This window comes from Mycobacterium sp., assembly GCF_047975165.1.
Lineage (GTDB): Bacteria > Actinomycetota > Actinomycetes > Mycobacteriales > Mycobacteriaceae > Mycobacterium.
Genome location: NZ_JBKECZ010000014.1, coordinates 1 through 19,283, shown reverse-complemented (window position 1 = coordinate 19,283; position 19,283 = coordinate 1). Strand labels below are relative to the sequence as shown.

Below are 19,283 nucleotides of genomic sequence, written 5' to 3'. Positions count from 1 at the left end.
CGCCGGACCCATCTTGGCAACGATGCGCTCCGCGGTGGCGTTTAAGCTCTTTGCGTGCCGCTCTACGCCGCCTACGGGTCGAACATGCATCCCGAGCAGATGCTCAAGCGGGCACCGCACTCGCCGATGGCCGGAACCGGCTGGCTGCCAGGGTGGCGGCTGACGTTCGGCGGCGAGGACATCGGTTGGGAGGGCGCGCTGGCCACCATCGTCGAGGACCCGGGTTCACAGGTGTTCGTCGTGCTCTATGACATGACGCCGGCCGACGAGTCCAACCTCGACCGCTGGGAGGGCTCCGACTTCTGCGTGCACAAGAAGATTCGCTGCCGGGTGCGGCGCGAATCCTCCGACACCACCGTCGACCCGGTGCTGGCATGGCTGTATGTGCTCGACGCCTGGGAGGGCGGGCTGCCCTCTGCACGGTATCTGGGCGTGATGGCCGATGCCGCCGAGATCGCCGGTGCGCCCACCGAGTACGTGCATCACCTGCGGACCCGTCCGGCCCGCAACATCGGGCCGGGGACCGGCGCCTAGTTTCAGGAGAAGGCGCCGGCCTGCTCGACGATGTTCACCATCACCCGCACACCGACCGCCAGCGCCCGCTCGTCGAGGTCGAACGTCGGCTGGTGCAGGTCCAGCTGCGCCCCCTCACCCGACCACACCCCCAGCCGTGCCATCGCGCCCGGGATCTCCTCCAGATACCAGGAAAAGTCCTCACCACCGCCGGACTGCCCGGTATCGGCCAGCGCATCGGGCCCGACCGCCTCGATGGCGTGGGTGAGGATGCGGGTGGAGACGTCCTCGTTGACCACCGGCGGTACACCGCGCCGGTACTCCAGGGCGTGCTCGACGGCCAGCGGAGACAACAATCCCGCCACCGCCTCGCTGATCAGCCCTTCGAGACCTTCCCACGTCTGACGGCTGGCGGTGCGCACCGTACCGGCAAGAACCCCGGATTGTGGAATCGCATTGGGCGCATTGCCGGCATTCACCGCACCCCACACCAGAACCGTGCTGGTGCGCGGATCTATCCGGCGCGACAGCACCCCGGGCAGCCCGGTGATCAGCGTGCCCAGCCCGTAGACCAGGTCGGCGGTCAGGTGCGGACGGGACGTGTGCCCGCCGGGAGAATGCAGAGTGATCTCGAGTTGGTCGGCCGCCGAGGTGATCGGGCCGTACCGGACGGCAACCTTGCCGACCTCGAGCCGGGGATCGCAGTGCAGGGCGAAGATCCGTGACACCCCGGTGAGCGCTCCGGCCGCTATCGCGTCGATCGCCCCACCGGGCATCAGCTCCTCGGCAGCCTGGAAGATCAACCGCACCCCCACCGGCAACTCGGGCACCGACGCCAACGCCAGCGCGGCACCCAGCAGGATCGCGGTATGCCCGTCGTGACCGCACGCATGCGAGACATCCGGGAGCTCCGAGGAGAACGGCAAGCCGGTCCGCTCCGCCATCGGCAGGGCGTCCATGTCGGCGCGCAGGGCAATTCTCGGCTGATCCTCGGGACCCAAGTCGCAGGTCAGGCCGGTCCCGCCGGGCAGCACCTTCGGGTTCAGTCCGGCATCGGCCAATCTCTCGGCGACGAACTGCGTGGTGGCGAACTCCTGGCGGCCGAGTTCGGGGTGCCGGTGGATGTGCCGCCGCCAGGCAACCAGGTCGTCGAAGTGGGCGGCCAGCCAGGACTCGGCGGTGTCGACCAGGCTCACCGGGCCGTCTCCTCGCGGGCACCCGCACCGCGGCCCGCCGGCTCTACGACCTCCGGGTGACGCGGGGAACTCGGCGGGACGCTGCGTGCGGGCATCCCCGCAGTATCGCACCGACGACACCGCTGCCAACGCACAAGGCTGGGCCCGTAGCCCCGGGACGCCGTCTGCACCAGGTCAAATCCGCGCGGCGATGAACCCCGCGGCTTCACCCGGGTAGGGCGGGAACTCGTAGCTGCTGTGTGCCGAACGGTCCAATGCGCCGACGGTGCAGACCGGGTCGCCCGCACTGCACAGGTCGATCGCACGCCCGGCGAACTGGCCCGTCGTCGACAGCGGGGTGTGGAAACGGTTGCCGGGATTGCCGAAGACGGCGACCGCCGCGACGTTGGCCGCCAACCAGGGCTCCAGCGGCGGGGCCGACCCGATGGTGCCGATGGTGCTGCCGACCGGCGGCACACCGGCCAGCATCGAAACCACCGACGCGCCCTGGGAGAAGCCGCCGAGCACGATCCGCGTGGCCGGGCACTGCTCGGCCATCCAGGCGATGTGGCCGCGCGCGTCATTGGCGCCCTCGGCAGTCGTCAGGAAGTTGAAGCTGGCGGGGTAGTTCACCCCGTAGGTTCCCAGGTTGGCCGCACCGAGCGCGGGCCACAGCGCGGCCGCCAGCGCATTGCCGATGTCGCCCATGCCGGGCGACTCGGTGGTCCCGCGGGCGAAGACGAGCTCGACACCCGGACAGGGGTCGGCCGAGGCCCTCGGCATCGGGGCGGCGAGGGCGGCGAGGGCCACGGTGCTGGCGACGGCGGCGGCGACGGCGACACTCGGTGCAATCACCAGCCCCAGCGGGGCGTACGTCGTTATGCGAAGTCTCACACAGCAGATCATCACACATCATCGGGCATCTCCGATGCCGGCTGCGGGTGCGCCGGGTCCGCCGGCAAGTAATCTCGCCCACTGTGAGCAGTTCGATGCCCGATCCCGGGGAGATCGCCGCCCGGGCGGCCCAGGTCATCGCCGACCGCACCGGTGTGGCCAGCCACGACGTCGCCGTCGTCCTCGGCTCGGGCTGGTCACCCGCTGCCGACGCACTGGGCTCCCCGGGCACCGTGCTGCCCCAGTCCGAGGTGCCCGGTTTCACGCCGCCGAGTGCCGCCGGGCACTCCGGCGAGCTGTTGTCGATACCGGTCGCCGGCCGGCGCGTGCTGATCCTGGCCGGGCGCATCCACGCCTACGAGGGCCACGACCTGCGCCATGTCGTCCACCCGGTGCGGGCGGCGTGCGCGGCCGGGGCGCGGATCGTGGTGCTGACGAACGCCGCCGGCGGGTTGCGTCCGGATATGCGCGTCGGCACGCCGGTTCTGATCAGCGACCACCTGAACCTGACCGCGCGCTCACCGCTGGTGGGGGCACAGTTCGTCGACCTGACCGACGCGTATTCGCCGCGCCTGCGGGAGCTGGCCCGGGCCTGCGACCCGGAGCTGGCCGAGGGGGTTTATGCCGCACTGCCCGGACCGCACTACGAGACGCCCGCCGAAATCCGGATGCTGCGCACCCTGGGTGCGGACATAGTGGGCATGTCGACCGTGCACGAGACCATCGCGGCCCGCGCTGTCGGCGCCGAGGTGCTGGGCATATCGCTGGTGACCAACCTGGCGGCGGGCACCACCGGGGAGCCGCTGAGCCACGCCGAGGTGCTGGCCAACGGTGCGGCCGCGGCCGCCCGGATGGGGGCGCTGCTGGCCGCGGTGATCGCCCGGCTTGCCGAACCCGGTCACCCGGGCTGAATCCCCACGTGGCCTCCGACATGGATCCCGGCAGCAATCCCGGTCCGAATCCGCAAGATTGGATCGCCCACGACCCCGATCCGCGCACGGCCGCCGAACTGGCCGCCTGCGATCCCCAGGAACTCGCCGCCCGGTTCGCCCACCCGCTGAGGTTCGGCACCGCGGGGCTGCGCGGCCAGGTGCGCGGCGGGCCGGACGCAATGAACGTCGCCACCGTCCTGCGGGCCAGCTGGGCGTTGGCCAGGGTTCTCGACGGCCCGGGGATGGTGGTCGTGGGCCGCGACGCCCGGCACGGTTCGGCGGAGTTCGCCCGGGTGGCCGCCGAAGCCATTGCCGCCCAGGGCTTTGCCGTCCTGCTGTTTCCCGAACCGGTCCCCACGCCGGTCGTCGCGTTCGCGGTCCGCACCGCCGGCGCGACCGCAGGCGTCCAGATCACCGCATCGCACAATCCCGCCGCCGACAACGGCTACAAGGTCTACCTCGACGGCGGAGTCCAGATCGTCTCCCCCACCGACCGGCGGATCGAGGCGGCGATCGCCCAGGCGCCCCCGGCCGACGAGGGTCCCCGCAGGCACGTCGACCCCGCCCGGACCGATCTGGTCGAGCGCTACATCGACCGTGCCGCCGGGGTCCGCCGCGGGACCGGCAGTATCCGGGTGGCCCTGACGGCGATGCACGGTGTCGGCGGCGAGGTGGCGGTGCGGACGCTGCGTCGCGCCGGCTTCGACCGGGTGCACACCGTCGCAACGCAATTCGCACCCGACCCGGACTTCCCCACCGTGGCCTTTCCCAACCCCGAGGAGCCCGGGGCCACCGATGCGCTGCTCGCGCTGGCCGCCGACGTCGGCGCCGACGTTGCCATCGCGCTGGACCCGGATGCCGACCGGTGTGCCGTCGGCATTCCGGGACGCGACGGCTGGCGGATGCTCTCCGGCGATGAAACCGGTTGGCTGCTGGGCGACTACATCTTGTCGCAGCCGTCGGCCGGACCCCGGACGGTGGCCAGCACGCTGGTGTCATCGCGCATGCTGGCGGCGATCGCCGCCCACCGCGGCGCGGTCCACGTCGAAACCAGGACCGGTTTCAAATGGCTGGCGCGCGCGGACACCGACGCGCCCGGCACCCTGGTCTACGCCTACGAGGAGGCGATCGGGCACTGCGTCGACCCGTCGGCGGTCCGCGACAAGGACGGCATCAGCGCCGCGGTCCTGGCCTGCGATCTGGTGGCAACGCTGCAACAGCAGGGGCGTTGCGTGCAGGATGCGCTCGATGACCTTGCCCGCCGTCACGGCGTGCACGACGTTGCGGCGGTGCCGCACCGGGTCGCCGACATCGCCGAGGCGCGGGCACTGATGCAGCGCCTGCGCGCTGCGCCGCCGGAGCGGCTCGCGGGATTCGGCGCCGCACTCACCGACATCGGCGATGCCCTGGTTTTCACCGGCGGCGACCAGGGCGCCTCGATCCGGTTGGTGGTGCGACCATCGGGAACCGAGCCGAAACTGAAGTGCTACTGCGAAGTTCGCTGCCCACCGGGTGCCGATCCGGCACCGGCCCGACGGCGAGCACGGGACCTACGGGACCGCCTGGTCACCGAAATCCGGCAGTGGTGAGGATGCTCAGCGCGGGCCGAACTGCCGGTCGCCCGCGTCACCGAGCCCGGGCACGATGTAGGCGAACTCGTCGAGTCCGTCGTCCACGGCCGCGGTGAACAACCGCGCATCCGGCGCCACCTGCCGCAACGCCTCGATGCCTTCGGGTGCCGCCACCACGCACAGCGCGGTGAGCCCGGTGGCCCCGCGCTCCTGCAGCAGCCGCACGGTGTGCGTCATCGATCCTCCGGTGGCCAGCATCGGGTCCAGGATCATCACCGGCATGCCGGACAGGTCGTCGGGCAGCGAAGCCAGATAGGGCACCGGCCGGTGCGTGTCCTCGTTGCGAGCGACGCCGACGAAGCCGGTGGCCGCGTCGGCGAGCAGGGTTCGGGCCGCCTCGGCCATGCCCAGCCCGGCGCGCAGGACCGGCACCAGCAGCGGCGATTCGGCCAACCGCGATCCGGTGGTTTCGGCGAGCGGGGTGCGGACGATGACCGGTGCGGTGGGCGCGGCCCGGGTCGCCTCGTAGACCAGCATCGCCGTCAACTCGCGCAGTGCGGCACGGAACGCGGCGCTGTGCGTGCGCTCATCTCGCAGCACGGTCAGCCGGGCCGCCGCCAGCGGATGGTCAACGACATGCAGGTCCACTGGGTGTGACTCTATAGAACTCTCTTGCCCCCACGACACCCCTCCGGCCTCCGGGCCCGAGCGCCGGGCCACGGGCAGCGGGCAGCGGGCACCGGGCATCGGGCAGCGGGCAGGGGGCGCCGGGCACCGGGCCGCTCATCACCAGATCCAGTCGAAAAAACCCGGCGAATTCACACCCCGACTACACGCTCAATCACGAAGAGCCCCATAGACTCCGGCCATGCGCAGGCTCGGATATCGCCTGATCAGTGTTTTCTACACCGTGGCCGCACTGTCCTCCCCGGTTATCGCCACCCCCGGCACGGCCGCCGCCGCCACGCTGCCGACGTTCTCCCACGTGGTGATCGTGGTGGAGGAGAACCGCTCGCAGGCCAACATCATCGACAGTCCGTCAGCACCTTTTATCAATGCGCTGGCCACCGGCGGAGCGATGATGACCCAGTCGTTCGCCGAAATGCACCCCAGCCAACCGAACTATCTTGCGTTGTTCGCCGGCAACACCTTCGGTGTGAAGACCAACGATTGTCCGGTCAACGTCGGTGCCCAACCGAACCTGGCGAGCGAACTGCTCGCGGCGGGCCACACCTTCGGCGGCTACGCCGAGGGCCTGCCCGCGGTCGGCTCGACGGTGTGCTTCGCGGGCCAGTACGGACGCAAGCATGTGCCCTGGGTCGATTTCAGCAATGTGCCGCCGTCGGTGTCGATGCCGTTCTCGGCGTTTCCCGCACCCGGCAGCTACGCGAGCCTGCCGACCGTGTCGTTCGTCATCCCCAACAACGACAACAACATGCACGACGGCTCGATCGCCCAGGGCGATGCGTGGCTGAACCAACAGCTCACCCCGTACGCCAACTGGGCCAAGGCCAACAACAGCCTGCTGATAGTGACCTGGGACGAGGACGACGGCGGCCCGCGCAACCAGATCCCGACGGTGTTCTACGGCGCCCACGTGCGGCCCGGCGTCTACAGCGAGACCATCAGCCACTACAACGTGCTCTCGACGCTGGAGCAGTTGTACGGCCTGCCCAAGACGGGCTATGCGGCCAATGCTCCGGCGATCGCAAGTATTTGGGGCGGATAAGCGAGCATCGGCCGGGTCGCTATTCTGTGCCGCATGGCTGCTGACCTCGTACCGATCCGCCTGAGCCTGTCCGAGGGCGACCGCTACACGCTGTGGGCTCCCCGCTGGCGCGACTCCGGGGACGAGTGGGAGGCGTTCCTGGGCAAGGACGACGACCTGTTCGTGTTCGACAGCGTCGCGGATCTGGTCGCGTTCGTACGCGGCGGCGCGGACAGTGATCTGACCGACCACCCGGGATGGGACAGCATCACCGAGGCCGGCGCGCACGCACTGGATCCGGCCGACGATCAGCGGTTCGACCTGGTCGCCGTCGAGGAACTGCTGGCCGAAAAGCCCACCGAGGAGTCGGTGGCCGCCCTGGCCCGCATCCTGGCGATCGTGTCGTCCATCGGGTCGGTGTGCGAGCTGACGGCGATCTCGAAGTTCTTCAACGGCAACCCCACCTTGGGCACGGTGTCCGGCGGTATCGGCCACTTCACCGGCAGGGCCGGGCGCAAGCGCTGGGATGCGATCGCCGATCTCATCGGGCGAAGCTGGGACGACGTACTTGCCGCCGTCGATGAGATCGCCAGCACCCCAGACGTCGACGAGGCCCTGTCCGCCAAGGCCGCCGAGGAACTCGCCGAAGAGCCGGAGGAACCCGAAGAACCGGCCGGGCAGGACGGACCCGGGGACAGCGCGGCGGCCGGGGAGGCCGACGACGCCGGGGAGGCAGGGGAGTCCGACGACGCCGGGGAGGCAGGGGAGGCGAAGGCTTCCGACGACGCCGAGGATGCTGACGACTCCGACGCAGACGGCCGGGCCGACGGCGACACCGCCGTCCTCGGGGGCGACGAGGACTTCTGGGCACAGGTGGGCATCGACCCCATCCGGATCATGACGAGCTCGGGCACGTTCTTCACACTGCGTTGCTATCTCGACGAACGGCCGATCTTCCTGGGGCGCAACGGCCGGATCAGCGTGTTCGGTTCGGAGCGAGCGCTTGCCCGGTATCTCGCCGACGAGCACGACCACGACCTGTCGGATCTGAGCACCTACGACGACATCCGCACCGCAGCCACCGATGGCTCGCTGAAAGTCGACGTCGGCGAGGAGAACGTGTACGTGCTCAGCGGGCTGGCAGACGATTTCGCCGACGGGCCGGATGCGGTGGACCGGGAGCAACTCGACTTGGCCGTCGAATTGCTGCGCGACATCGGCGACTACTCCGAGGAGAGCACCGTCGACACGGCGCTCGGAACGGGCAAGCCGCTGGGCAAGCTGATCGTTCACGTGCTGGAGCCCGACTCGGCGAGCAAACCGGCCGGCCCGTACGCGGCCGCGGCACGGTCCTGGGAGAAGCTCGAAGCGTTCGTGGAAGGCCGGCTTCGGCGCGAGTAGGGCGGCCCGCCGACGGCCGCGAGTCGTCCGCGAGCGTAACAAGGCTGCGATTTCGCGCCCCGGATTTCGCCGTGGCGTTACGCTCGCGAGCAAGCGGGCGAATCGCCTCGGGCCGTGCGCACCTTCCGCATCTACGCGACCGCCCGAACCTGCCCGCCCAGTACCCCAAACACCCCACCCAGACAGAAACACCAGCAGGTCAAAGCCCTAGCAGCCCAAAAGCGCAGCGAACGTGTCCGAAGTCAGGGGCAATGGTGATGATGCCGCTGTGGTGGCCTCGGTGGTTATACGAGCAGACCATGGCGAGGTTGGTGACAAGTCGGGACTCCACCCTTTCGTATGTGGTCGCTCACCGATGGCGGACAAGCGAAATCACCAGCAGTTCCCGGTCGGTCGGCAAACCGTGCCATACGCGGGCAAGCGACAGAGTGGATGCGGCGCCGGATATCAGCACGCGACGGTAAACTAGGCGGCATGTCCAGTGCCGAGCAGCCTCAAGAGCCAGTCGCGCGAATCTATACGCCCGACGAGGCGATCAGGCATGCTCGGCCACTACCCGCCCGTGATCGCCTCGTCATCGACGATGTGCCCGCGGATGAGTGGGCCGCCTTTCAGGCTGCGCTAGCGGGCGCATGACCAATGCCCAGCTATCGGGCGTCGTTGTGGACACAATGGTTATCAGCTGGATGTTTGACGAACGTCCCAATCGGCTCGCTGAGCGCTATCGCACACTGATCGGCCCAAGGCCGGTCCTGCTCGCGTTCCACACCGTCATGGAACTCCGCTACGGGGTCCTGCGCGCCGGGTGGGGTCAACTGCGGCGCCAGCGACTCGAACGCCGCATCGCTGAACTGACCGTTGTGCAGCCTGACGATCAGATGCTCACCGTGTGCGCCACGTTGCGTGCAGACTGCGCCCGGATCGGTCATGCGCTCGCCGGCAAGATCCATGACGGCGACCGGTGGGTTGCAGCCGCCGCGATGCGCCTCGGCATACCGCTGGTCTCCCATGACGGGATATTCGATGGGGTGCCCAGGCTTGAGTTCATCACTGTTGCCGGCAACAAATAGCGGCCCATATGGCGATACCGAGATTCACGGACAGGTCTTCCACTGCGCGGTCCCTCTCTGCTGCGATACGACATTAGGACTACACCTCCCTCACGTGTCGCCAACAACACCCCACCTGAGTGCGGACATTGTGCTTGGCGCCCAGGCGTAAGGCCGAATTCGGGGCAGGCGGCTGCGAGCAGCTCGCGAGCGTAACGAGGCTGCGATTTCGCGCCCCGGATTTCGCCGTGGCGTTACGCTCGCGAGCAAGCGGGCTCGGCCGGCGCAGCGATCAGCGGCCGTTCCCGGAAGTCGGCTGACCTTGGCCAGTTCGGTGGGGCCGCCGTTTTCCCAGTGTTGGAAGTGGTGGGCGTGCAGGCCGCGGGTGGCTCCGCAGCCGGGGCCAGTCGGCTGGGGCAGCCGTCCCGCCCGGCCGCGCATCACCACCGACTGTCAGTGCCCGACGTCCGCCGCGCACGCAGCGAGAATCGCGTCCCAGTCCTCGACGTTGAGATGTCCCTTGCCCGCCACCCAGTGCATGTCCACACCCGGAATCGTGCGTTCGAGGTACTCACTCATCGCCCGCGGAATGAGGCCGTCACGCTCGCCCTGCCAGATGTGGGTCGGGACCGCGATCCGGGCCACCTCGAAGTCCCACGGCCGGTAGTCCAGAAGCGATTCGTAGGCCCCGCCCCGGCCACCCTGACGGAAGGCCTCGGCCTGGATGGCGTTGAAGTGCCGCCGGAATCCGCTGTCGCGCAGGTGTTGCCGGTCGGTCTCGGGAAGCGATTCGGCCACGAACCAGCCAAGCAACCGGGGCACATACTTCGCACACCAGCCCACCGGGGCGAAGGCGGCGCCGAACGTCCACGGTGCGTGCCGCGCGACAAGCGCGTAGCCGCTGTCGGCCAGGTTCAGGTCCCCGATGATCTCCGGCGTGGCCAGCGGACCCCACGGCCCCAGCGCCCCGATGAATTTCAGCCTCTTCGGTGAGATGAAGACCCCGCAGGCAAAGAGATGCGGGCCGGCTCCGGAGTGCCCGGCCACCCCGAATTCCGCCCATCCCAGGGCGTCGGCAAGCGCGCACACATCGGCGGGCCAGTCGGCGAACCTGCGCCCCGGGGCAAACGTCGAGCGCCCGTACCCGGGGCGGTCGACGGCGACCAGGCGAAACCCCTGGCGGCTGGCGGCACCGTCGGCGAACACCCCTTCCAGCCGGCAGCTCGGTGTGCCGTGAAAGTAGAACACCGGAAAGCCGCCGGGATCCCCGTACTCCTGGTAGGCCAGGTCACGACCGTCGGCCAGGACCAGCGTCCGCGCGTCGTCGGCACCGATCCGCTCGGGCATCATCGGCGCCGGCCCTGCCATGATCTGCCTGCACCGCCCGCCGGCGTCATCGATACACCGGGGTCTATCCGATCAGCACCGCGTACCGCGGCTTGATCACGTCGTCGATGATCTCCAGCCGCTCGTCGAACGGGATGAACGCCGACTTCATCGCGTTGATGGTGAACCGCGCCAGATCGCTCCACCCGTAGCCGAAAGCCGCTACCAGCCGGTGCATTTCCTGGCTCATCGTGGTGTCGCTCATCAGCCGGTTGTCGGTGTTGACGGTGACCCGGAAGCGGGTGCGCGCCAGCAGATCGAACGGATGCTCAGCGATGCTGGCGACCGCCCCGGTCTGGACGTTGGAGCTCGGGCACAACTCCAGAGGAATTCGCTTGTCCCGCAATATCGATGCCAGCCTGCCCAGCCGGGTCCCGTCGGGTCCCACCTCGATGTCGTCGACGATGCGCACCCCGTGGCCCAGCCGGTCGGCGCCGCAGAACGCTATCGCCTCGTGGATCGACGGCAGCCCGAATGCCTCCCCGGCGTGAATGGTGAAGCGCGCGTTGTTGTCTCGCATATGTTCGAAGGCGTCCAGGTGCCGGCTGGGCGGATATCCGGCTTCGGCGCCGGCGATGTCGAATCCGACGACCCCCCGGTCCCGGAAGCGGATCGCCAACTCGGCGATATCGCGGGACATGGCGGCGTGGCGCATCGCGGTCAGCAGACAACGCACCCTGATGAACCGGCCCGCCGCGGCACAGGACTTTTCGCCGCTGGCGAAACCGGCCAGCACCGCATCGACGACTTGATCGAAGGACAGCCCCCGGTTGATGTGCAATTCCGGGGCGAACCGGACCTCGGCGTACACCACCGAGTCGGCGGCCAGATCTTCGACGCATTCGTGGGCCACCCGGAACAGCGCGTCGGGAGTCTGCATCACGGCCACGGTGTGCGAGAACGGCTCCAGGTAGCGTTCCAGCGATCCGCTGTGCGAGCGGGTGCGAAACCAGGTCGCCAGTTCGTCGGCGTCGGCGGCAGGCAACTCGTCGTAGCCGACCTCGCCGGCGATCTCCAGCACGGTGGCCGGGCGCAAGCCGCCGTCGAGATGATCGTGCAGCAGCGCCTTGGGCGCCGCCGAGATGTCACCAAGGGTCAGCGGCGAGGTCATCGCGGGATCCGATCGATGATCAACGGTCTGGTCGCCGGCGGATCGTCGCCCACGCTCCACCCGCCGTCGAGCTCGGCCATCGCGGAATCGAACCGCTCCGGGGTCTCGGTGTAGAGCGTGAACAGCACCTCCCCGGGGGCCACCGGCTCACCGGGGCGGCGATGGATCCGCACCCCGGCGCCATGCTGCACCCGCGCACCCGGGCGCGATCTGCCGGCACCGAGCCGCCAGGCCGTCAGCCCCACCGCCATTGCGTCGATATCGCCCATTGTGCCCCCCCGGGTTGCCGACACGGTTTCCGAATACCGACCAATGGGCAACGGTTTCGCCAAATCCCCGCCCTGCGCGGCTATCAGCCGCGCGAACCGGTCCATCGCGCTGCCGTCGCGCAGGGTCTGCGCCGGGTCGCGGCCGTCGACGCCGGCGAGCTCCAGCATCTCGCCGGCCAACCGCAGCGTCAGCGCCACCACGTCGGGTGGCCCCCCGCCGGCCAGAACCTCCAGCGACTCCGCCACCTCCAGCGCATTGCCCACCGTCTCCCCCAAGGGCGCATTCATATCGGTCAGCAGCGCGCGCGTGGGCACCCCGTGCGAGACACCCAGTTCAACCATGACGTGGGCGAGTGCGCGGGCGTCGTCCAGCGACTTCAGGTAGGCCCCCGAACCGGCCTTCACATCGAGCACCAACGCGCTCGCTCCCTCGGCCAGCTTCTTGCTCATCACCGAGCCGGCGATCAGCGGCAGCGATTCCACCGTCGCGGTGACATCGCGCAGCGCATACAGCTTGGCGTCGGCGGGGGCGAGTTCGCCGGCAGCGAAGATCGCCGCCCCGACCTCCCGCAGTTGCTCACGCACCCGCCGGCCCGGCAGGTCCGCGCTGAACCCGGCGATCGATTCCAGCTTGTCCAGGGTGCCGCCGGCGTGCCCCAGGCCCCGTCCGGCGGCTTGCGGCACCGCGGCGCCGCAGGCGGCGACGACCGGCACCAGCGGCAGCGTGATCTTGTCGCCGACCCCGCCGGTGGAGTGCTTGTCGACGGTCACCAGACCCAGATCACCGAAGTCCAGCCTCGGCCCCGAAGCCAGCATGGCCGAGGTCCAGCGGGAGGTCTCAGCGCCGTCCATGCCGCGCAGGAAGATCGCCATCAGCAATGCCGACATCTGTTCGGGTGCAACCTCGCCGCCGGTATAGGCAGCGATCACCCAGTCGATGGCCGCATCGGGAAGCCGGCCACCGTCGCGTTTGGTCCGGATTACCGTCGGCGCGTCGAACACGAAGTCACCCAAGGGAATTCCCACGCAAGTCGCCGGCGCCGAAGGCGTGCGGCAGCAGGTCGCTCAGGGGTCGCGGCCCATCGGTGTGATATATCAGCAGGTCGGCGCCGCCGTGCTCGTAGAGCACCTGCCGGCACCTTCCGCAGGGCATGACCGGCGTCCCGTCCCCGGCAACGCAGACCAACGCGACCAGCCTGCCACCGCCGGTCTGGTGCAGCGCGGACACCACACCGCACTCCGCACACAGGCTGAGGCCGTAGGAAACATTCTCCACATTGCATCCGGTGACGACGCGGCCGTCCCCCACCAGCCCCGCCGCGCCCACCCGAAACTTCGAATACGGCGCGTAAGCCCCGGTGGCAACGTCAATAGCACTGTCCCGCAGTCTATTCCAGTCGACAGCAGCCATTCCCAGCCCCGTTCGCCGATATTCCGATCCCGCTGAAGCCACCCTAATCCCATCGCGACACACCGCATGGATCGCCTCTGAGCACTACCGTGAGCAACCCCGTTGGGGCTAAGCTCGATTGCCTGGCCCGGAGTCGCCTCCACGCCCATCAGCCCCGCCAGAAAGAGGTGAGTTCTCCAGTGAGCGCACAGACGGCAATCGCGGATTCAGCCGCAGCGGACTCGTCCAGCAAACGCAGGCCGCCCCGCACCCTGTACCGCGGCGATCCCGGCATGTGGGCCTGGGTCCTGCACCGGATCACCGGCGCCACCATCTTCTTCTTCCTGTTCGTCCATGTACTCGATGCCGCGGTCCTGCGGGTGAGCCCGCAGGCGTACAACGACGTGCTGGCCACCTACAAGACCCCGATCATCGGGCTGATGGAATTCGGCCTGATCGCGGCCGTGCTGTTCCATTCGCTCAACGGGATCCGGATCATGCTGATCGACTTCTGGTCGGAGGGTCCGCGCCACCAGCGGACAATGCTGTGGGTCGTCTGCGCGACGTTCCTGATACTGCTGACGATGGCCGGAGTGGTGACCGGGATTCACATGTGGGAGCGCTTCGCATGAACACACCCGACCTCCAGCTCGGCCCCGGCCAGGTGGCGCCGGTGCTGCAACGCAGCTACTACCGCCCGGCCAGCCTGGACAACCCGCGAGCGGTACGGCGGAACTCGGGCATCCCGAATTTCGAGAAGTTCGCGTGGCTGTTCATGCGGTTCTCCGGCATGATGCTGGCGGTCTTGGTCATAGGCCACCTGTTCATCATGCTGATGTGGGACAACGGCGTATACCGCATCGACTTCAACTACGTAGCCCAACGCTGGGCCACGCCGTTCTGGGAGACCTGGGACCTGATCCTGTTGTGGCTGGCTCAGATGCACGGTTTCAACGGCATCCGCACCATCATCGACGACTACAGCCGCAAGAACGTCACCCGCTTCTGGCTGAACGCACTGCTGACGGCGTCAACGGTGTTCACGCTCATGCTGGGTACCTATGTGCTGATGACATTCGACCCCAACATTTCCTGAAAGGCGCCCATGTCAACGCCACAGTCCCCCGATCACCCCACTACCGGCCATAGGCGGTGCCCGTGATCCAGCACCACCGATACGACGTGGTGATCGTCGGCGCCGGGGGGGCCGGCATGCGCGCCGCGGTGGAAGCGGGCCCGCGGGGCCGCACCGCGGTGCTGACCAAGCTCTACCCCACGCGAAGCCACACCGGCGCGGCACAGGGTGGCATGTGCGCCGCGCTGGCCAACGTCGAAGAGGACAACTGGGAGTGGCACACCTTCGACACCGTCAAGGGCGGCGACTACCTCGCCGACCAGGATGCGGTCGAGGTCATGTGCAAAGAGGCCATCGACGCGGTGCTCGACCTGGAGAAGATGGGGATGCCGTTCAATCGCACCCCCGAGGGCCGCATCGACCAGCGCCGCTTCGGCGGCCACACCCGCGACCACGGCAAGGCGCCGGTGCGCCGGGCCTGCTACGCGGCCGACCGCACCGGCCACATGATCCTGCAGACGCTCTACCAGAACTGCGTCAAGCACGACGTGCAGTTCTTCAACGAGTTCTATGTGCTCGACCTGGTGCTCACCGAAACCGCCACCGGCCCGGTGGCCACCGGTGTGGTGGCCTACGAACTGGCCTCCGGCCTCATCCACGTCTTCCACGCCAAGTCCATCGTGCTGGCCACCGGCGGTTCGGGCCGGATGTACAAGACCACCTCCAACGCCCACACCCTGACCGGAGACGGTGTCGGCATCGTGTTCCGCAAGGGACTCCCTTTGCAGGACATGGAGTTTCACCAGTTCCACCCCACCGGGCTGGCCGGCCTGGGCATCCTGATCTCAGAGGCGGTGCGCGGCGAGGGCGGCCGGCTGCTCAACGGAGAGGGCGAACGCTTCATGGAGCGCTACGCCCCGACGATTGTGGACCTGGCGCCCCGAGACATCGTGGCCCGCTCGATGGTGCTCGAAGTGCTGGAGGGTCGCGGCGCCGGGCCGAACAAGGACTACGTCTACATCGACGTGCGCCACCTGGGCGCCGATGTGCTGGAGGCCAAGCTGCCCGACATCACCGAGTTCGCCCGCACCTACCTCGGTGTCGACCCGGTCAACGAACTGGTCCCGGTGTATCCCACCTGCCACTACCTGATGGGCGGCATCCCGACCACGATCACCGGCCAGGTGCTGCGCGACAATGCCAACACCGTGCCGGGGTTGTTCGCCGCCGGTGAATGCGCCTGCGTGTCGGTGCACGGCGCCAACCGGCTGGGCACCAACTCGCTGCTGGACATCAACGTCTTCGGCCGCCGCGCGGGCATCGCCGCCGCGGACTACGCGGAGGGAATCAACTTCGCCGACATGCCGCCGGACCCGGCGGCCATGGTGCAGGGATGGGTCGCCGACATCCTCAGCGAGCACGGCACCGAGCGCGTCGCCGACATCCGGGGCGCCCTGCAGCAGACCATGGACAACAATGCCGCGGTGTTCCGCACCGAGGAAACCCTCAAGCAGGCGATCACCGACATCCACGCCCTCAAGGAGCGCTACTCCCGGATCAGCGTGCACGACAAGGGCAAACGGTTCAACAGCGACCTGCTCGAAGCGATCGAACTGGGCTTCCTGCTGGAGCTGGCGGAGGTGACGGCGCTCGGTGCGCTCAACCGCAAGGAGTCCCGCGGCGGCCACGCCCGCGACGACTACCCCAACCGCGACGACGTCAACTTCATGCGTCACACCATCGCCTACAAGGAAGGCACCGAACTGCTCAGCGACATCCGGCTGGACTACAAACCCGTCGTGCAGACCCGCTACGAGCCCAAGGAACGGAAGTACTGATGCCGTCGCAAACGCAGGGAGCACCGGCCGTCGATTCGGCCGAGCCGCCGTTGCCGCCCGTCCCCGACGGCGCGGTGATGGTGACGCTCAAGATCGCCCGGTTCAACCCCGACGACGCCGACGCCTTCACATCGACAGGCGGGTGGCAGAGCTTCCGGGTGCCGTGTCTGCCCAGCGACCGGATGCTGAACCTGCTGCTCTACATCAAGGGATACCTGGACGGGACGCTGACGTTCCGCCGGTCCTGCGCCCACGGGGTGTGCGGTTCGGACGCGATGCGGATCAACGGGGTCAACCGGCTGGCCTGCAAGGTGCTGATGCGCGATCTGCTGCCGAAGAAGCCGAAGAAGAATCTCACCATCACGGTGGAACCGATCCGCGGGCTGCCGGTGCTCAAAGATCTCGTGGTGGACATGGAGCCGTTCTTCGACGCCTACCGGGCGATCAAGCCGTACCTGATCACCAGCGGCAATCCGCCCACCCGCGAGCGGATTCAGAGCCCCACCGACCGCGCCCGCTACGACGACACCACCAAGTGCATCCTGTGTGCCTGCTGCACCACCAGCTGTCCGGTGTACTGGAACGAAGGCAGCTACTTCGGTCCGGCGGCGATCGTCAACGCCCACCGCTTCATCTTCGATAGCCGCGACGAGGCCGCCGGCGAACGCCTGGACATTCTCAACGAGGTCGACGGCGTGTGGCGCTGCCGGACGACGTTCAACTGCACCGACGCCTGCCCGCGGGGCATCGAGGTCACCAAGGCGATCCAGGAGGTCAAGCGGGCCACGATGTTCTCCCGCTGAGTGCGCGCTAGCCCCGCCCCACCCAGCGCCCCCTTCGTGCGCTATTTGGCCGCCCCACCCGCCGCCGAACGTGACTGTGCAGTCGCACCAGGCGCCGAACGTCACCGTGGCCTCACACTCGCCGCGCGATAGTTGGCGGGAGCTTCCACCCGCCGCCGAACGTCACCTCGGCGCCTCCACCCGCCGCCGAACGTGACTGTGCAGTCGCACCCGCCGCCGAACGTGACTGTGGCGTCACACTCGCCGCGCGATAGTTGGCGGGAGCCCGGAGCGGGCCTTCAAGAATTCGCGACGGATTCGTGGAGCGTCCTTCCCGAAACTGCGCGCCCCTTCCTCTGGCGTCGACGGCACGAGGATGGGCGGCTGCGCGGTGACCTGATCTTTCTCAATTGCGAACCAGACAGAGTCCAACCAGGTAGCATCCAGCGGCAACCCCTGGCCGTCGTGCCGCGGGGGGCTGGGGGAATGGGGAGCCGCCGATGTCGTCGTACGTGATCGCAGCACCAGCGGCCGTGGCCGCGGCCTCGGGAGACCTGGCTGCCATCGGGGAAGCGATCAGGGGAGCAGCCGCTGCGGCGGCACCCTCGACTACGGGGGTGGTCGCGGCGGCGGCCGACGAGGTGTCGACGGCGATCGCGAAGTTGTTCGACGGCTTCGCCCGGGAATTTCAGATGCTGTCCGTCAAAGCCACGGCGTTTCAGACCCGGTTCGAGCACACGTTGAGTGCGGCCGGCGCCGCGTACGCAGACGCCGAGGCTGATAATATTTCGCAGCTACGGTCGCTGCTGCGGCCCGCCGCAAGCTCAAGCCCGTTTTCGCCCGGTGGGATCGGCGAGGCGCCCTTCGGCGGCACCGCTACCGCTACGTTGGGAGCGCTACTCAATTCGGCCACCAACGCCGCGGGCCTGGGCGAGATTTTGAACTTCCCTTCCTCTGTGGCCCTGTCGGCTCCGACCACCAACGGCGTAGTCGGGGCCAGGATCGGGTTCTCGTTTCTGCAGATCCCGATCGGCCCAAACTCCTTCCTGGGCATGACGATTCCCCAGTTCAGCTATCCCGCGCCCGCACTCTGGTACTTCCCGACACAAGCCGACGGATCAGTGAATGCCAACGGAACCCTCTACCTGCAGCACGGCTTGGGCGCGTCCGGCTGGTTGCAACAGCCGTTGGCCATCGAGCTGGCACAGCAGACGAACAGCGTGGTGGTCACTCCGACCGTGCCGTCGCTCCGGCTGCCGCTGGGCCTGTGGCTCCGCAGCCCACAGATGCAGCAGGGTGTGGCGTCGTTATTCCAGGGGCCGCAGACGGCACTGAACATCGGCGCGCAACAGGCCGGTTTCCATGGCACGCTGCCGCCGGATTTCATCCTGGCCGGACACTCCGGGGGTGGCGGCCTCGCCTCGATTGCCGCCGGTGACTACCTCGCGACCCTGGGCACTGCCCCCAACCACCTCAAGGGTGTCGTCATGTTCGACGGCGTCGCCCGCGACACCGCCGCGTTCAGCACCGCTGTAGCCAACCTGCAAGCGGCGAACGTGCCGATCTACACGGTAGCCGCACCGCCAATGGCGGGGAATATCTTCGGCTCCACCACAAATCAACTAGTTGATCTGTACCCGAACCAATTCGTCGGCGCGGAGATCGTCGGCGGCTCACACCTGGACGCGATGCTGGGCGGAAGACCCATCGCCGACCTCGCACTTCAGCTGATCACCCAGTTCTCCCCACCCGGCGCCACCTCGGCCGTCTACGCGCTGTCCACAGGCTGGATCAACGACATCTGGGCCGGGTATGGCCCGACCAACCCGATGTACGGCAGCTACGGTCCTACCGGCGGCTACCTTCCACCCGGCGGCCAAACGATCTTCGTCGGGCCGACCACCGCCATTATCCTGCCGGTGTAGCGCGCGGCGCGAAGCCGGGATCTCCCACCTCGGCTATCCACGCGAGAGCCGCATCACGATCTACGACGGCCGCGGCAAAGACTACCCCGACGCGCTGTCCGCCCCGCCTGCCGCGCCGCCCCGCCTGCCGCGCCGCCCCGCCACCCCGCCACCCCGCCGCCGCCGCCGCCGCCGGGCGTGCCGCGACAGTCACCCCCGCCGCCAAAAGTGACTGGGGAGACACGCTCGGTGGGCACATACCAACGCCCGCCAAACGTGACTGCG

General features: G+C 68.5%; 18 protein-coding genes and 1 pseudogene. 11 read left to right on the top strand and 8 right to left on the bottom strand.

Going from position 1 to position 19,283, the window contains the following annotated elements; all coding sequences use genetic code 11:
- Window positions 1-54 precede the first annotated feature (54 nt).
- Window positions 55-534, top strand: coding sequence for a gamma-glutamylcyclotransferase (locus tag ACK5M9_RS00915; RefSeq protein WP_416891328.1), 480 nt, complete (start codon window positions 55-57; stop codon window positions 532-534).
- A 2-nt stretch (window positions 535-536) separates the two neighbouring features.
- Here ACK5M9_RS00915 and ACK5M9_RS00910 read toward each other — a convergent pair whose 3' ends face one another.
- Window positions 537-1,709, bottom strand: a complete 1,173-nt coding sequence (locus tag ACK5M9_RS00910) for a M20 family metallopeptidase (RefSeq protein ID WP_416891327.1) — start codon at window positions 1,707-1,709, stop codon at window positions 537-539.
- A gap of 174 nt (window positions 1,710-1,883) precedes the next feature.
- Window positions 1,884-2,471: a cutinase family protein gene (locus ACK5M9_RS00905; RefSeq protein WP_416891340.1), complete on the bottom strand. Its 588-nt coding sequence runs from the start codon at window positions 2,469-2,471 to the stop codon at window positions 1,884-1,886.
- 206 nt (window positions 2,472-2,677) lie between these two features.
- On the opposite strand from ACK5M9_RS00905, the gene ACK5M9_RS00900 reads away from it, so the two are divergent.
- Together ACK5M9_RS00900 and ACK5M9_RS00895 are read left to right on the top strand one after the other, a co-directional pair.
- Window positions 2,678-3,493 carry a purine-nucleoside phosphorylase gene (locus ACK5M9_RS00900; protein ID WP_416891339.1) on the top strand — a complete coding sequence of 272 codons (816 nt, stop codon included), beginning with the start codon at window positions 2,678-2,680 and terminating at the stop codon, window positions 3,491-3,493.
- Between the two features lie 20 nt (window positions 3,494-3,513).
- The gene (locus tag ACK5M9_RS00895; RefSeq protein ID WP_416891338.1) at window positions 3,514-5,103 is read left to right on the top strand and encodes a phospho-sugar mutase; all 1,590 of its coding nucleotides are present in this window, start codon (window positions 3,514-3,516) and stop codon (window positions 5,101-5,103) included.
- Window positions 5,104-5,109: 6 nt separating this feature from the next.
- Here ACK5M9_RS00895 and upp read toward each other — a convergent pair whose 3' ends face one another.
- Window positions 5,110-5,733, bottom strand: a complete 624-nt coding sequence (gene upp, locus ACK5M9_RS00890) for a uracil phosphoribosyltransferase (protein ID WP_416891326.1) — start codon at window positions 5,731-5,733, stop codon at window positions 5,110-5,112.
- Between the two features lie 220 nt (window positions 5,734-5,953).
- On the opposite strand from upp, the gene ACK5M9_RS00885 reads away from it, so the two are divergent.
- From ACK5M9_RS00885 to ACK5M9_RS00875, 3 genes are all read left to right on the top strand, one after another.
- Window positions 5,954-6,814: an alkaline phosphatase family protein gene (locus tag ACK5M9_RS00885; protein WP_416891325.1), complete on the top strand. Its 861-nt coding sequence runs from the start codon at window positions 5,954-5,956 to the stop codon at window positions 6,812-6,814.
- Window positions 6,815-6,847: 33 nt separating this feature from the next.
- On the top strand, window positions 6,848-8,194 hold the full coding sequence (locus ACK5M9_RS00880; protein ID WP_416891324.1) for a primosomal protein: 1,347 nt from the start codon (window positions 6,848-6,850) through the stop codon (window positions 8,192-8,194).
- 632 nt (window positions 8,195-8,826) lie between these two features.
- Window positions 8,827-9,264 (top strand): PIN domain-containing protein, encoded by a 438-nt coding sequence (locus ACK5M9_RS00875; RefSeq protein ID WP_416891323.1) that lies wholly within the window; start codon window positions 8,827-8,829, stop codon window positions 9,262-9,264.
- A gap of 296 nt (window positions 9,265-9,560) precedes the next feature.
- Here ACK5M9_RS00875 and ACK5M9_RS00870 read toward each other — a convergent pair.
- The 5 genes and pseudogenes from ACK5M9_RS00870 to ACK5M9_RS00850 form a co-directional block, all read right to left on the bottom strand.
- Window positions 9,561-9,645, bottom strand: a pseudogene (locus ACK5M9_RS00870) (hypothetical protein); the annotation flags it as partial.
- Window positions 9,646-9,696: 51 nt separating this feature from the next.
- Window positions 9,697-10,611 (bottom strand): alpha/beta fold hydrolase, encoded by a 915-nt coding sequence (locus ACK5M9_RS00865; RefSeq protein ID WP_416891322.1) that lies wholly within the window; start codon window positions 10,609-10,611, stop codon window positions 9,697-9,699.
- 43 nt (window positions 10,612-10,654) lie between these two features.
- On the bottom strand, window positions 10,655-11,740 hold the full coding sequence (locus ACK5M9_RS00860) for an adenosine deaminase (RefSeq protein WP_416891321.1): 1,086 nt from the start codon (window positions 11,738-11,740) through the stop codon (window positions 10,655-10,657).
- Entirely contained in the window at window positions 11,737-13,023 is a 1,287-nt protein-coding gene (locus ACK5M9_RS00855) for a thymidine phosphorylase (protein ID WP_416891320.1), read from the bottom strand. The genes ACK5M9_RS00860 and ACK5M9_RS00855 overlap by 4 nt, the downstream gene beginning before the upstream one ends.
- Entirely contained in the window at window positions 13,016-13,420 is a 405-nt protein-coding gene (locus ACK5M9_RS00850) for a cytidine deaminase (RefSeq protein ID WP_416891319.1), read from the bottom strand. The genes ACK5M9_RS00855 and ACK5M9_RS00850 overlap by 8 nt, the downstream gene beginning before the upstream one ends.
- Before the next feature lie 89 nt (window positions 13,421-13,509).
- On the opposite strand from ACK5M9_RS00850, the gene sdhC reads away from it, so the two are divergent.
- The 5 genes from sdhC to ACK5M9_RS00825 all read left to right on the top strand — a co-directional run bounded on the left by sdhC (window position 13,510) and on the right by ACK5M9_RS00825 (window position 19,019).
- Window positions 13,510-14,031, top strand: a complete 522-nt coding sequence (gene sdhC, locus ACK5M9_RS00845; protein ID WP_416891318.1) for a succinate dehydrogenase, cytochrome b556 subunit — start codon at window positions 13,510-13,512, stop codon at window positions 14,029-14,031.
- On the top strand, window positions 14,028-14,495 hold the full coding sequence (locus ACK5M9_RS00840; protein ID WP_416891317.1) for a succinate dehydrogenase hydrophobic membrane anchor subunit: 468 nt from the start codon (window positions 14,028-14,030) through the stop codon (window positions 14,493-14,495). The genes sdhC and ACK5M9_RS00840 overlap by 4 nt, the downstream gene beginning before the upstream one ends.
- 62 nt (window positions 14,496-14,557) lie before the next feature.
- Window positions 14,558-16,312: a succinate dehydrogenase flavoprotein subunit gene (sdhA, locus tag ACK5M9_RS00835; protein ID WP_416891316.1), complete on the top strand. Its 1,755-nt coding sequence runs from the start codon at window positions 14,558-14,560 to the stop codon at window positions 16,310-16,312.
- Window positions 16,312-17,115, top strand: a complete 804-nt coding sequence (locus ACK5M9_RS00830) for a succinate dehydrogenase iron-sulfur subunit (protein ID WP_416891315.1) — start codon at window positions 16,312-16,314, stop codon at window positions 17,113-17,115. Before sdhA ends, ACK5M9_RS00830 begins: the two co-directional genes overlap by 1 nt.
- Window positions 17,116-17,594: 479 nt before the next feature.
- The gene (locus ACK5M9_RS00825; RefSeq protein ID WP_416891314.1) at window positions 17,595-19,019 is read left to right on the top strand and encodes a PE family protein; all 1,425 of its coding nucleotides are present in this window, start codon (window positions 17,595-17,597) and stop codon (window positions 19,017-19,019) included.
- Window positions 19,020-19,283 lie beyond the last annotated feature (264 nt).